This is a genomic window from Colwellia sp. 20A7 (genome assembly GCF_009832865.1).
Lineage (GTDB): Bacteria > Pseudomonadota > Gammaproteobacteria > Enterobacterales > Alteromonadaceae > Colwellia.
The window spans coordinates 1085480-1099909 of sequence record NZ_CP047130.1 but is presented as its reverse complement, the minus strand read 5'-3'; the positions used below and the strand labels follow the sequence as shown (position 1 = coordinate 1099909).

12 protein-coding genes are annotated in these 14430 nt (G+C 36.4%); 7 read left to right on the top strand and 5 right to left on the bottom strand.

Annotated elements, in window-relative coordinates; all coding sequences use genetic code 11:
* Positions 1 to 40: 40 nt before the first annotated feature.
* A complete protein-coding gene (locus GQS55_RS04790; RefSeq protein WP_328698891.1) occupies positions 41 to 2809 on the bottom strand; it encodes a TonB-dependent receptor domain-containing protein in 2769 nt (922 codons plus the stop codon).
* A 141-nt stretch (positions 2810 to 2950) separates the two neighbouring features.
* Between GQS55_RS04790 and GQS55_RS04785 the strand changes: the two genes are divergently transcribed.
* The 5 genes from GQS55_RS04785 to GQS55_RS20140 all read left to right on the top strand — a co-directional run bounded on the left by GQS55_RS04785 (position 2951) and on the right by GQS55_RS20140 (position 5349).
* Positions 2951 to 3322, top strand: coding sequence for a hypothetical protein (locus GQS55_RS04785; RefSeq protein WP_159818046.1), 372 nt, complete (start codon positions 2951 to 2953; stop codon positions 3320 to 3322).
* On the top strand, positions 3319 to 3657 hold the full coding sequence (gene tnpB, locus GQS55_RS04780) for an IS66 family insertion sequence element accessory protein TnpB (protein WP_159817815.1): 339 nt from the start codon (positions 3319 to 3321) through the stop codon (positions 3655 to 3657). Before GQS55_RS04785 ends, tnpB begins: the two co-directional genes overlap by 4 nt.
* Positions 3658 to 3753: 96 nt before the next feature.
* Positions 3754 to 4398 (top strand): hypothetical protein, encoded by a 645-nt coding sequence (locus GQS55_RS19795; protein WP_201294501.1) that lies wholly within the window; start codon positions 3754 to 3756, stop codon positions 4396 to 4398.
* Positions 4341 to 5003, top strand: a complete 663-nt coding sequence (locus GQS55_RS20145; protein WP_201294641.1) for an IS66 family transposase — start codon at positions 4341 to 4343, stop codon at positions 5001 to 5003. The genes GQS55_RS19795 and GQS55_RS20145 overlap by 58 nt, the downstream gene beginning before the upstream one ends.
* A complete protein-coding gene (locus GQS55_RS20140; RefSeq protein WP_201294564.1) occupies positions 4960 to 5349 on the top strand; it encodes an IS66 family transposase in 390 nt (129 codons plus the stop codon). The genes GQS55_RS20145 and GQS55_RS20140 overlap by 44 nt, the downstream gene beginning before the upstream one ends.
* Positions 5350 to 6161: 812 nt before the next feature.
* Here GQS55_RS20140 and GQS55_RS04770 read toward each other — a convergent pair.
* From GQS55_RS04770 to GQS55_RS04760, 3 genes are all read right to left on the bottom strand, one after another.
* Positions 6162 to 6311 carry a YcjX family protein gene (locus tag GQS55_RS04770; protein ID WP_236559765.1) on the bottom strand — a complete coding sequence of 50 codons (150 nt, stop codon included), beginning with the start codon at positions 6309 to 6311 and terminating at the stop codon, positions 6162 to 6164.
* A 190-nt stretch (positions 6312 to 6501) separates the two neighbouring features.
* Positions 6502 to 7461: a class I SAM-dependent methyltransferase gene (locus GQS55_RS04765; RefSeq protein WP_159818447.1), complete on the bottom strand. Its 960-nt coding sequence runs from the start codon at positions 7459 to 7461 to the stop codon at positions 6502 to 6504.
* 94 nt (positions 7462 to 7555) lie between these two features.
* A complete protein-coding gene (locus tag GQS55_RS04760) occupies positions 7556 to 10186 on the bottom strand; it encodes a TonB-dependent receptor plug domain-containing protein (protein WP_159818445.1) in 2631 nt (876 codons plus the stop codon).
* Between the two features lie 632 nt (positions 10187 to 10818).
* Between GQS55_RS04760 and GQS55_RS04755 the strand changes: the two genes are divergently transcribed.
* Entirely contained in the window at positions 10819 to 11451 is a 633-nt protein-coding gene (locus GQS55_RS04755) for a primosomal replication protein (RefSeq protein WP_159818443.1), read from the top strand.
* 94 nt (positions 11452 to 11545) lie between these two features.
* Positions 11546 to 11818, top strand: coding sequence for a late competence development ComFB family protein (locus tag GQS55_RS04750; protein WP_159818441.1), 273 nt, complete (start codon positions 11546 to 11548; stop codon positions 11816 to 11818).
* 65 nt (positions 11819 to 11883) lie between these two features.
* Here the strand turns inward: GQS55_RS04750 and GQS55_RS04745 are convergent, their stop codons facing one another.
* Positions 11884 to 14208 (bottom strand): tetratricopeptide repeat-containing diguanylate cyclase, encoded by a 2325-nt coding sequence (locus GQS55_RS04745; RefSeq protein WP_236559764.1) that lies wholly within the window; start codon positions 14206 to 14208, stop codon positions 11884 to 11886.
* Positions 14209 to 14430: the final 222 nt, after the last annotated feature.

Below are 14430 nucleotides of genomic sequence, written 5' to 3'. Positions count from 1 at the left end.
AATTAGGCTTTTAGGTAACTAAACTAACTATAAAATAAGATTAAAAGTTAACTGTTATACCTGCATATGCACGACGACCAACTAGGTCATATAACGCATTGTTAGTCCAACCTTGCGGTAATTTATCAAGAACGTTCCGAATGCCACCATTAACTTTTAAATGATCATTAACAATATAGTTAAATGATACATCATGAGTGGTAACTGAAGAAACATAACCATACTCTAAATCTTCAGGTGATCCTCCACCAACTGATACATCATAATCTACAACACGATCAATGTAACGTGATTGCCAAGTAACAGAAAGATCATCTAAAATATAAGTAGCTGACATACTCATTTGCCATTCAGGATCTCCTACTTCACCTTTTTCATCATTAATTTCATCAGGGCGATCTTGGAACTCAAAACGCTCTAACTCAAGAAGTTTATTTACGAATAATCTAAGCTTCACTTCACCTGGTAATTCAAAGCTATCTAAACCAAACTGATATCTCATATCTACATCAATACCAGAAGTATTGTATGCTGAAGCATTTAAGAAACCTGAACGAACTAAACTAATATCATTTGATTCATTACGATCAATTGCAGAACAATAAGCAGCATCAGGACTACCTGTAGCATCTACACAGTTATCAGCAATATCTTGTGCAGCGACTTCAATAATTGCATCTTCAATTTCAATATCATAGAAATCTAATGTCACAGAAAAGTTTTCTAAGTAACTAGGTGTCCATACTGTACCTACAGTCAATGAAGTAGACTCTTCCGGTGTTAAATTATCATTACCACCCGAAAGTGTATCCACACTCACATTATCGTTTGCCTGAAATCCTGCAGGAATACCTAATGCAGCACAGTTAGCAACGCGGTCTGGATCGTCAAGAATATTATCGTCATCACATGGATCACTCACTCGTGCAAAGCTCGGTGATAATGGACTATAAGCTTCAGTGATATTTGGTGCACGTACAGCAACGCCATATGTACCACGGAAACGTAAATCGTCAATTGGGGCATAAATCATACCAACTTTCCATGCATCAACATTACCTGCATGCGAATAATCTGATGAGCGATAAGCAGCATCAATAGTTAATTCTTGAGCTAAAAACATATCACTTAAAATTGGGAAGCTAACTTCAATAAAAGTTTCAAGAACATCATATTCACCAAATTCATCTGGTGTTGCGGCGTTAGTAGTAGCACCACTTTTAGTTAACTCATCTGTAACCGTTGATGATGACTCAGTTCGGTATTCTATACCAGTAGCAAAGCCAATGGCACCACCAGGCAATTCAAAAAAGGCACCTGTATCACCAGATATACTACCACCAATAACTTCTTGTTTTATTTGATCTGTTCGAGTGACATCAGCTGAAACCCAATCTAATGCTTCAGGAGAAGCTTGAGCAAAACCAAATGGATTATATGCAACACAACTACCAGCATCGACTGTTGCAGGATCAGAATAACCATCACCCTGTGCACTTTCTAATTGACTACGACATACAGCATTGCCTGTCTCTGGATCAATAACTGAATCAATACCTGCTTCTAAGTTACCAGGAATTAGGTCATTCTCACCTATACGTTCGTTATTTGTTTCACCGTATATATAAAATAACTCATAATCTAAATCAGTTTCACCTACTGTGAAAGCACCTTCAATTCCACCTACAAAACGAAATAAATCACGCGTATTTCTAGCTGAGCGGTTACCAAGTTCACCAAAGAACTTAGACATTTCAGCTTGACCAGTTCCGCCAAGCTCGGCTCTTACATCGTCACTCAAGAATGCATTATCTTCAACATCGATATAAACACCACCAAATCGAAAGCTAGGTTGAAATTGCTGCTGAACTTCAGCTCTTGTAAATTTAAAATCACTAAAAAATTGGATATTTTCTGTAATTTCATAATTAAAAGTAGAGCCTACTGTCGTTCGCTGAACGCCTGGGATATAGTTTTCATATTGCTCAGTGAACAAACCGCCTGCACCACAATCTTCCTCTAGCTGACCAAAAGCGAAACTGTTAGTCAAATCACGTGCACATGTGTCGTTTCTATTACCATCAGCATCAAAAGTAAGTCGACTATCTTCAAATGGGTTTAATACACCAAACTCATTAATCATTTCAGAGCCAACATTACGTCTACGGAATTTATCAAAAACACCGTCTTCTTCGCCTTCATTTGCAGGGTTAATTACTGTACCCCAATTATCCCATTGACGAACAGCAGCGGACATTACTTCAGTAGTATCTTCTATGCCAGCAAAAAAGGTGATATTACCACGACCTCCAGCTACATCGCTTCCCCCTAGTACACTAAATGTGTAGTTCTCATTACCAACACCTTCGGTAGAGTTACCACCCGTAAGGTTGAATTCTATACCTTCAAAGTCATTTTTTAATATTACATTCACAACACCTGACACAGCATCAGAGCCATAAACAGCCGAAGCACCACCAGTAATGACTTCAACACGTTCAATTAGTGCTGCTGGGATTGTTGATAGATCGACTTGAGAAGAACCAGGAGAGCCAGCAACATGGCGTTTACCATTAACAAGTACCAATGTACGTTTGGTACCTAAACGACGTAAATCTACAGAGCTAAGACCAGCGTCTCCATTGCTATTATTATTACCGATGATAGTACTTGTTGCGCCGAGTGCGGGTAATTCAGCCAACATACTACCAAGATCTGGATTACCCATTCTTACTAACTCTTGAGCTTCAATAGTTAACGTTGGAGATGGAGAAGATAATTCAGCTCGTTTAATTCTAGAACCAGTCACAGAAATACGCTCTACTTTTTCAATTTTTTCATCTTCAGTTTCAACTGAAAAGGCTGAAGTTGGTGAGCTTACGGCAGCCTAGCTCAACTTCCCCTTTTTGATCTGTTTTAATGATCGCAACCAAATTACTAGGATGCAATCATGCCAAACCAAGATCAATTAACAACGGTCGTTACTGCTTTTGAGCACTGGCGTAGCAACAGAAGTGGTCGTCAAGTCACAACGCCCATCGCATTGCGTGAGCAAGCCGTAGCATTACTCAATCACTATTCTTCTAGCAAAATAACATCAGCATTAAGGATCAGTGGCGGCCAGCTCAAGCAATGGCGAAATACGCTTGAACCTGCTGAAAAAGCACCGCTATTTGTGCACCTTCCTATTTCACCACCGCCATTACTCACACAACCGCCCTTTACTGTTGAACTACGCTTTGCCCAAGGTAATGAAATGTCTTTATCTGGTGTTATTGATACTAACATCATCATTTCGCTCATTGGGGCAATGAAATCATGATCCATTTAACCGCTGACACCCACATATTAATCGCGATTGAACCCGCTGATTTTCGCCAGGGCATTGATGGTTTAGCCGCAACATGCCGTTATAAATTATCGGTCAACCCACGTTCGGGTACTGTGTTTGTCTTTATTAATCGCAATAAAACCATGGTGCGCGCATTATCGTATGATGGTACTGGCTTTTGGCTCATGACCAAGCGTTTATCTAAAGGAAAGTTTCAAAATTGGCCGTCATCAAACAAAAGTATTGAACAGATCATCGCGAAAAAACTGCGAAAACTATTGTGTGACAACGATCCATTATGGGAAAAAACGGATCCTCTTTACTGAGTAAAATCATTGAGATAAACACTTGATTTTTACTTTTATCGGATCATAATGCCTGCAAAATAAACCTGTACCAAACACTAAAACTCTGGACGTACCGTGAGCAAACCTTTTACCGACATTGATGGCAAAGCCCTTGAAGCGCTGATAGAGCGCGTGAACGAGGCCAAAGAAAACAATCTGGCCTTAAGCCCAGAGGATTATCAGTTATTACTTGATGCGTTATTGACCTTAGCCACCACGCAAACCCGCTTAGCGAATCATGATGTTACCGTGCATAAACTGCGAAAATTGTTAGGTATTGAAAAATCATCTGAAAAACTAGGCTCGGTGCTTAAGCAAACTAAAGCGTCATCGGGCAAGAAAAATAAAAAGCGTAGCAACGATAATGGTGAAGGTTTCACCCCGGTTAAACCCACGATTATCGTTCATGGACTAGTTGACGTAAATAAAGGCGATACCTGTGTTGAGTGCTTAACCGGTAAGGTTTATAAAACCGAGCCAGGTAGCTTGCTACGTATCACCGGACAAAGTCCTTTCAAACCTGAGCAGCATGTCATGGAGCGTCTTCGTTGTAATACCTGCGGTGCTTATTTTACCGCACCACTGCCGGACGATGTCTTAACCGATGGCTTAAGTACTCAAAAATATGGTTATTCAGCACGTTCTTTAATGGCGATTTATAAATACTTTGCTGGACTGCCTTTTTATCGTCAAAGCAGTATTCAAAAATTACTGGGGTAAAAATCACCGCGTCAACGGTTTTTGACCAAGTAGAGCTTGTTTGTAATGCTATTTATCCCGTGTACCAATTGCTCTTCAATTTAGCGGCTGATGGTAAACACTACTATTTAGATGACACAACTAACCGTATTCTTGATGCGAAATCGGTGATAAAGAAAGCACGCAACAGTGAGAAAGTCATCACACGTACGGGCGTTTATACCTCAGGTGTTATCGCAACGCTGGCTGATAACCGTCATATTGTTTTATTTGAGACTAACATCGGGCACGCGGGAGAATTCATTGACAGTATTTTGCACAAGCGCAGTCAATCATGCACCAAACCACTCATCATGAGTGATGCGCTAGCGAGCAATCGGCCGACGGTACGTGAGGCGATAACGTCACTGTGTAATAGCCACGCAAGACGACAATTTGTAGATGTTATCAATCACTTTCCAATTGAGGTCGAGCATGTCCTCAAACGTTATGGCGAAATATGGGTCAATGATGACCATACGAAAGAAGAAAAGTTAACCCCGACTGCAAGGCTTGCTTACATCAGCAACATTCGCTGCCCATATGGAAGCCATAAAATTGTGGGGAGAAACGCATTTAGCCAATGAAACCGTTGAAGAAAACAGTGGCCTAGGCAAAGCTATTCGCTACTTTATCAAACATTATGTCGGACTGAGTTACTTTTGCAGCACTGAAGGAGTAAAAATCGACAATAATCGTATTGAAGCGATGCTCAAAATTGTGGTGAGAGACAGAAAAAACGCGATGTTCCACAAAACCTTACTGGGGGCAACGATTGGGGATGTCATTACCTCGGTCATCGCGACGGCAAGTGAGGCGGGTATTAATGTCTTTGACTACTTCACCACCTTACAACGAGAAAAAGAGCAGGTAAAAAAGACCCCTGAAGATTATTTACCCTGGAATTATCTCGCTAAAAATTCAATCACCTAAAAAAACCAAACACGATGATTTAGGCTTTACCGCCTAGGTCAAGCTGTACCTGAAAAAATCGTGATGTCACGCTACGCTGCCGTAAGCTCACGAAGTTGAAATTGATGCAGTTGCCGCAGCACCAAACATCATAGCTAGACGAATTGCCTTAGCTACTTTGTTATTGTTATACATATTTACTCCCTTTATCACGTTAGTGATTGGTTTGTTATTTAGTAGTCTCGAGACTATCTTGCCTCGTAAACTTTTTTGAACGGGCCATAAGACCTGATCTGTCCTTTACGATAATAAACGGGATTGATACAGACTACCATCACTCTTTTAAATAAAATGATACATTATTTAACAATTAGACATATCCAGTAACAATTCATTTAACACCAAAATAAAAAATAAGCAATTGATTTAAAACAAAAAAATACATACTTTAAAATATCATCAATTTAAAGATAACTCTATAAAAATCAAGGGCTTTGTAATGTAAAAACTATAACGGGTAAATAAACACCTTAATAACAATAACTTAAAGTACTTGCTTTTTAATGTCATAATATTATATTTATCAAATATAATGGTTAAAAACCAATTACACATGTAACCCCAAAAGATGTAAACATATCGTTACAAAAACCGGTATCTGTAAAGTTTTTATTTTTATTAAATACATGATTAACTGGATACTCTTAATAATCATTAACAGTAATACCAATTTGATTAATTTTATGATCAAATTGAATTTTATAATTATCTCTGTTTCATAATCATTTAAAAATAATTAGAACAGCTGGATAATCAGTTATAACAAGTACATATCAGCTGCATACTTTAATAATGATTTCTGGGGGCTGATAGCGAATAGCAAGACGCAGTTCACTAATGCCATGAGTTGGCTCAGGCCATGTTGGGAGTTCATTGGTAAGGGAAGTTATTGCTTTATCATAATCAAACCGTGGAATAGTCAAATTCTATTACAGGACACGTTTAGCTGCTAAAAAATTCCCATTACGTACAGGGTCAAAGTACAAACCATAAAAGTAATTTCATCATATTTACTTTTTTCAAAAATAACAGTTAGATAGTACATATTTAAAATTATCATCTAGCTATTTAATTAAAAATAGTTTCTTATCAAAGCTTTAATACAAAAACAGCTTAAGTGTCTATATTTTTAGTTACTTGAATCGCCCAGCATAACTTACCTAAATCGTGCTCAATCAACGTCACTTGAAACGAATTGAAATGATCCTTTGTCGTGCCTTGTATCTGCTCAACATCAACTGTTGACCAAGCAGCTTCAACTTGATCTTCTAAGCGTTGTCTGAAAAATAGCGTATTGGCTACGATAGCCGCAACGTTTTCTCTATCCATATGCGTCCAATTCATAATGACAGGCACTAACTCTTTGGCTAGTAAGTTGAACCAATCTAATTGCGCTTGGTCATTACAAGCACTCTGTAGCTCTTTAAATAAGTTTAATAAATTCTTATTTTTTGTCTGAAATTGAGTTTGCTGATCTAATGTTGGATTATTTTTATCTTTGATTGCTTCACATAAGTTTGCAAAATCTTGTAACCCATCTAACAAGCCGTTTTGTACTGATAATGTATTAATGATATTAATACCAACTTTACAATCGTCGGTAATAAATGAAGACTCATGATGAATTAAAGCAATAAAACTTCCATTAGGTTTTAGAATTCGGTTTATTTCTAATATTGCAGCACTTGGTTCGGCATACTCAAAACCAAATTGACTAATGACAGCATCAAACTCTTGGTCTTTAAAAGCTAACGTCTCTGACGGCATTCCACCATAAAACTTGATACTTTTAAGGGTATTATAAACAGGATCTGAAGGTTTAAATTTAGAAAGAGGGTTAATAGCTGCTGCGTCAGAGCCATAAACATTAAACCGAGGATTAAATTTTTTAGCTAAAACAGCAAGACCGCCGTTCCCTGTAGCTATATCTAATATTTTTGCTGAACTAGGAAGTCGTTGAAATTTTTTATGCCAGTAATCAGCTATTTCTCCAACATACCCTTGCTTGTGTTCTCCTTCTGCAAAACTATTAAGTGACTTTGTTGAGGACCAATAAGTACTCCAATGTTGCATTTTCTCTACCTATCAAAAAAGAAAAGGTGGGTATAATACCCACCTTTATTTTCGTACAACTTTCAGTTAACTAAAAGTTCATGCTAACTTATCTTTAGAAAGTTTGAGATAAACGAACATAAGTAATACGTCCGTATGCATCATAAAGATCAAAGTTATAGTTACGACCGTCGAAGCTGCTTAACTGAGGCTCTTTTTCAAACGCATTTTGCATACCAATAGAAATCTTAGTACCTGTTGATAAGCTATAAGTTGCTTGAAGATCGTGTGTGATCCAAGTCGCAATATTACCAGTACGTTGAACACTACCATCATCTATTTGTGTTACATCTTCATACTGAGAGCCAATCATGTTCATGTTCCATGTTAGATCTAAGTTTTCCCATGAATAGCTGTTACTTAAAGTAGCACGTTGTTGTGGTTCACCCGTATCTTTAATAGTATTACGTCCACCATCGATTTTACTGTCGAATTGATGACTAAACTGTAATGTTTGTCTTAAAGTACCAGCATTACCAAAATCAAATGTAGTATTTAGGTTTAAATCAAGACCACTGATTTCCCATTTACCTTCATTCGCATAACCTTGAGTAATTAAATCAACACCACCGTTAGCTAAACGAGTTACACCTAAACCAGTAGGAATAGGGTCGCCTGTTTGTTCACGAGTAAGAATTGTATCAGCACCGAAGAAACGGATCATGTTTGTGATTTCAATTTGATAGTAATCAGCAGAGAAGTTTAACCAATCTGTAGGTTGGTAAGCTAAACCTAAAGATATTTGTTCAGATGACTCAGAACCCATTTCAGCATTCGCTAAAGTGATAGCGCTAACTTGAACATCACAACCTTCAGCTAAACCTAAGTTAAGACATGATGGATCATCTGAAACACTTGGGTTATCAGGAGCAGGCTTAGCAGTAAGTATATCTAGTGTAGGAGCACGGAAACCTTCACCATATGATGCACGTAGAACTAGTTCATCAGTTACATCATATTTTACAGAAACTTTAGGAGAGAAATCAGAACCATAATCAGAGTAGTTATCGTAACGACCAGCTACAGTAAACTCTAAACCTTCCATTACTGGGAATAATGCTTCAAAGTAAGCACTCTTAAGATCACGACCACCACCAGCACTGTTACCAGCAGAACCACCAACTTGACCAGCTTCTGACAAAGAATCATAAGTATCAGAGTAATCTTCTTTACGGTATTCAGCACCAACAACAGCTTGCAATGTACCGCCATCCATTTCCATTACATCAAATGCAATTGAACCGAAAACTTCTTCTTGATCAAACGTACCAATACGTGATGTAGTTACGTTTAAACCAGATAATAAATTAGCATAATCGCTTTTTTCTGCATCAGTAGTAAAACGAGTGCCGAATGGGTCATTAATCATATATGCGCCGCTATCAATAGCAACACGAGCATTAGAGCCCATTAAATAACCACGACCAATTTCATAAGTTTTAGTTTTGTTTTTACGTACACCAAAATCAACAAAAGCATCACCGATAGTACCTTCAACACCAACTAAAAAGTCAGTTGACCAGTTATCAACTTCACTATCACGGTTACCTAATGCAGCAAAACGATGACGAAAGCCAACTTCTTGAGCACCTTGACCAGAAGTAGATGCTTCATAAAATGGGCTATCTGGGTTAGTTGGGTTATTTGGGCTATCAGCAGACATAAATGCGCCAACACCGGCATCATTTAATGTTGGTGCATAACGACCAAAAGAAGTAGTTTTTGAGATTAACGTATGTGAAAATATTTTCCAGTCATCATTAATTTCATACTCAGCTTTAACGAAACCTGACGTGTTACTTGTTGATGCTTCATTAGCATTCGTTGCGTTGAAGTTATAAGCACAAAAATCGTCGCCCGCCATGAAGAAATCTTGTAAGCCATCACACTCTGAAGCAGAAAGAATTGAACTTAATCCACCGCTATCACCTTCACCAAGGTAACCCGCAGGTCTTGTCCAGTTAGCACCAAAACTTGACGCGCCTGGCTCAACCCAGTCATATGCATTTTCAAAAATAATGTCACGGCTGTTCCAAGAAACACCACCGATAACAGAAGCTTTATCAGTTGAAGCACCAAATACAGCAGAACCTTCTTCGCGGTCACCACCATCATTTGGTAAGCTAACTTCTGAAGCGCCTATACGTAATTCAGCACCAGTGAAGTTTTTTCTAGTGATAATGTTAATAACACCAGCGATAGCATCAGAACCATATACCGCAGAAGCACCATCAGATAATATTTCAATTCTCTCTACCGCTGCCATAGGGATAGAGTTTAAATCTTGTGAGTTACCTGTTGATGGAGATTTAGGTAAACGACGACCATCTACTAAGATTAATGAACGTTCAGAGCCTAGGCCACGTAAGTTAACCGATGAAGTACCTTGAGCAGAACTACCTGATTGAGGACGGAAAGAACCTGCAGAGTTAAAACTAGTATTACGTAATAAATCAGATACTGAAGTTTGGCCTGAAAAATCAATTGCTGCACGGTCAATTACAGTAACAGGAATTGAACCTTCTAAGTCGGTACGTTTAATACGAGAACCTGTTACTGAAATTCTTTCTACTTCTTCAGCGCCATCTTCTGCAGAAAATACTGAAGTTGAAATTGATGCAGTTGCCGCAGCACCAAACATCATAGCTAGACGAATCGACTTAGCTAATTTGCTATTGTTATACATGTTTACTCCCTGGATCACATTTGTGATTGGTTTGTTATTTGTTTGTTTTTATACGCTTCAGAGCTATTTTGCCCCGTAAACTTTTTTGAACGAGTCATATGACCTGATCTGTCGCCTACGATATTAAACGGGATCTGCTCATAGCGTCAATACCATTTATAACCATTTGGTAAGGTTTTTAACACTTAGACATATTAAGTTACATAATAATAACAAATAAAAACACAAAAAATCGAATAATAACATGTAAAACATTGGGTTATAGTAATTATGATTTATTTATTATTAGAATGAACTTTTTATAAAAAGATGAGCATTATTTCATTTTTTAAAGTGGTATTTTATTAATAAAAAATAAAAGCATCAAAAAACAGTAACTTAAAAAAATAGACTTTTTGTTTTTTTTATCACTTAATTTACACCAACCTTAAAAATAAAAAATAACACAATAGAATCAACAGTTAACAAAACAAAAACAACCACTCGTAAACAGTACGTTACAAAATATAGTTTTACATAATTAACTTTTATAAGTGATAGCGATATAAAAAAGATATATTTTTGAAATTATTATTATTTCAAGTGATACAATCATGATGAAATTTGCTGCTGCTCTTACATTAGGTTAAATAATGAACTCTACTGAGCGTTTGTCTGTGTTGCTTGATACACTAGAAGCTAAAGCTAAACAAACTGATATACAGAACACACAACGAAAAGCACACCGTTTAATTGAAAATAACAACTTATTTTCATCTACACTCTTTGTCAGTCAAAGTGATCAATTCACACCATATATAAAAGAAGCTAAACGAAAGGTATCTGAATTTTCTCGTTTAGTTGCAGCCAATAAAGTAGATCTTTCCAAATTAATTTTGCAGCAAATCGAACAACAAATATCAGCTATATCTATTGCATTACAATCGAACACCGTTATGCACCAAGCTGCAACGTTAAGTTTTGATGCAAACAAAAAAGTTCGCATGAAAAAGGCAAAAGAAAAACAAGCAAGTAAATACAACGCATTAACCAAAAACATTATGCTGAATAGTCATCAGCTATACCAAAAATTAAACGAACATCATGAATTTGAACGACGTTTAATGGATATGCTAAGTGAACGAGAAAATGCACGAGTACGATGTAAAAATCATGAGAATGAAAAAATATCGATGGAAGTACTTGCTTTACACCAACGCCTTGGCCGTTGTCGTCAAGCAATTTCAACTATTGAGCGCGATATAGAACTTGCTGAAAAACGTTAAAATTTATTACCTTAATTCATACGAATAAGAATGGCATATAAATAAATCTAAGGTTAATATTAGAGACTACTAAGTTAATATTAAGAAGGCGACTATGAAAATATCTGATGATATCCATAATTATTATGAAAAATTAGTAATGCAACATTTTACTTTATCTAAGTTTGACGAAAAGTATGATGAAGACTTTCTTGCAGACCTAACTTGTGTTGTATTAAATCAGTTGCCTACGCGCTACATAAGGCATGAAGTTGACATGGCTTTTTACCTACCTGCATCTGAACGTTTTGAGATGGAGTCAAAGGTGAAAACGGCTATTACCAAGTCACTCGAATTTATGCAATCTAACCAAATATACAACGATTAATAATTCGAATATACCAATAGTTACAACACCTACAATAATAGTAAAAAGAGAGACTTTTACACATATTATGCGTTTAGTTTCTCATCCCATAAAGTCACTTTATTACGACCTAGAGATTTTGATTTAAAAAGAGCTAAATCGGCTTGCTCAATTAACTCTGATGGGGCCTTAGCATTAAATTTTATAGATGTTACCCCGAAACTACAGGTAACAGAGATTTTATCAAAGCTACTCGCTTCAACCTTTTGACGAATGGTCTCTGCAATATTCATGGCTTGCTCTTGATGAGTGCCAGGTAAAACAATACAAAACTCTTCCCCACCAAAACGCGCAACAATGTCATTTTGACGTACACTATTTTGTAGAATATTAGCTACAGCACTAAGAACCGAATCCCCTGTACTATGACCATAGGTATCATTGACTGCCTTAAAGTGATCTATGTCTACCATAAGAATACAATACTCGGTAAGTCTTACTTTATTTGCAAAGTCTCGATTCATAAAATCGAATAATATTCGACGATTGTAGCAATTAGTCAGTGGATCGCGAGCGGCTAAATAGTCTAATTCTTTATTCCGTCTGTTTGAGTCAATAAACCTTTTATATATAAATAATACGGCAAATAGGCAAATAGCCAATAACGAAGCTAACGCAACGCTGGCATATTTATTTTTAGTAAGCTCTAATTCTGAAATAATTCTTGCTTGGCCTGCTATTTCAATTTCCGTATTTTTCTTAAGTAATTGAAGTTGATCAAACCTAACTTTTTTCTTTAATGATTTTAGCTCTTCTTCCATTTTATGTGAATATAATTTAGCTTTAGCTAAATCTAGCTCTTCTGCTTCCCTTTCATCTTGAATAATTTTAGATAATTTTATTTCATTTTCAGCATAATCTAATGACTCTGCAATATTGCCTCTCCACTTTTCTAATTTCCTAAGCTCTCGATACGCATATAGCGTCTGATATTTTGTATTTATTTGAGTCGATAATTCTAACGATTTTTTTAGTAAACTAATGGCTTCATCGCTGTTTATATCACGAAGAAGAGCAGCCAAAGGCGTTTGCGCTTTAATTTGATATAACTTGCTATCAGCTTCGATAGCAAGAGCCAACGATTCTCTATAATAGGTTATAGCTTTACTATTCTCTTGCTGTGCTCGATAAATATTACCGATGATACGAGCCGAAGTAGATCCCTTTAATTTATCATTCTGTTTTTGATAAATTTTATAAGCTTGTTTCGCCATAACATTAGCAGATTGATACTTTCCATCATTTAAATCAATCACTGCCATTTCTCTTAATGCTGAGGCAAGCGTTTTTGATTCAATCTGTTTTTCAGGTAAATCAATAGTAAACTGATAAAACGATCTAGCTTGATCAAATTGTTTCAGTCGGGTGTATATAAGACCCATTTGATTTGACGCTTTTCCCATACTGCTAAAGTCTTCAATTTTAGTGTAATACAAGTAAGCATCGTAAATATAGGCTAACGACTTTTCATATTGAGCAATATTTCGATAAATTATACCCGCACCTATTAACGCTTTAGCACGCCCACTAGGGTCATCGATTTGATCATGTATTTCTAAACCACGAAGCGAATAGTCTAACGCGACAACGTAATTTTCAAGATAACGTTCAGCCTCAGCAAGCGTATTTAACGTACGTGCCATTAACTTTTTATCTCGTAAAGCTGTAAATATATCTAATGCTTTTCTATAAAAAATTGCAGTTTGCTCTCTATTACTTATACGCTTGTATGACTGAGCAAGGTTTTTATATGTTTCTCCAAGATTTCTCTTTACCACTTTATCATCTTCTTTAAGATATTTTATGGCTTGAGAATATTGTTCAATAGCATCGTTATAGCGCTTTCGCTGATAACAGCCTTTTCCCTTAGCTATTATGACAAGGGCTATAGATAAGTTATTTTCAGACTCCTTCGCTATAGATAATAATTCATCAAGTACTGTATTCCCATCATCATACCGCCTTGCAATAAAAAGCATATTCGCATAATCAATTGAAGAACTTATTAAATGCTGCTTCTCATTAATATTTTTGTAAATAGTAGATGCTTCTAAGAAGTGGTGTATTGACTGTTCAATATTATTTGAATCTCGAGTTAGTTCGCCTAACAAATGATGAGAATGTGCACTTAAACGATAATTTTTATTATTTTGCGATAACAGAAGCGCTGCGTTAGCTAACGTAGTGCTTTTTTTTCTGTCACTATATTTAAGAGACTTAGCTTTTTTTAAAAGCGCTGATTCAGATAAATTAGCAGTATCTTTGACAATAGCAGAGTTTGATGAGGTTTTTTCTTGGGAATAAGCAGTATTATAACAAATAGGTAAAATAATGGCTAAGATAAAGCACATTATATACTTATAAATCAATGCACTATATTTTTTAAAAATCATTCTAATATAAAAACTCCCTTTCTTAAAAGCAAGATTAACCGAAGACGATCGGTATAAAGTAGAGTACAGCATCATATATGATAGCCTAAATCTTACCCGTTAACAGGGATATCCATAAGTTTGTTAATCAATAAAGTATATATTGTGTGGTGACTAATTAACACTCCAAAAAATAAAAAT

What these genes read in the sequence shown, in the direction of transcription:
- GQS55_RS04765 (WP_159818447.1), bottom strand. Translation starts at nt 7,461, where the DNA reads ATGCAACATTGGAGTACTTATTGGTCCTCAACAAAGTCACTTAATAGT.
- GQS55_RS04745 (WP_236559764.1), bottom strand. Translation starts at nt 14,208, where the DNA reads ATGTGCTTTATCTTAGCCATTATTTTACCTATTTGTTATAATACTGCT.
- GQS55_RS04750 (WP_159818441.1), top strand. Translation starts at nt 11,546, where the DNA reads ATGAAAATATCTGATGATATCCATAATTATTATGAAAAATTAGTAATG.
- GQS55_RS20140 (WP_201294564.1), top strand. Translation starts at nt 4,960, where the DNA reads ATGGAAGCCATAAAATTGTGGGGAGAAACGCATTTAGCCAATGAAACC.
- GQS55_RS04760 (WP_159818445.1), bottom strand. Translation starts at nt 10,186, where the DNA reads ATGTATAACAATAGCAAATTAGCTAAGTCGATTCGTCTAGCTATGATG.
- GQS55_RS04785 (WP_159818046.1), top strand. Translation starts at nt 2,951, where the DNA reads ATGCCAAACCAAGATCAATTAACAACGGTCGTTACTGCTTTTGAGCAC.
- GQS55_RS04755 (WP_159818443.1), top strand. Translation starts at nt 10,819, where the DNA reads ATGAACTCTACTGAGCGTTTGTCTGTGTTGCTTGATACACTAGAAGCT.
- tnpB (WP_159817815.1), top strand. Translation starts at nt 3,319, where the DNA reads ATGATCCATTTAACCGCTGACACCCACATATTAATCGCGATTGAACCC.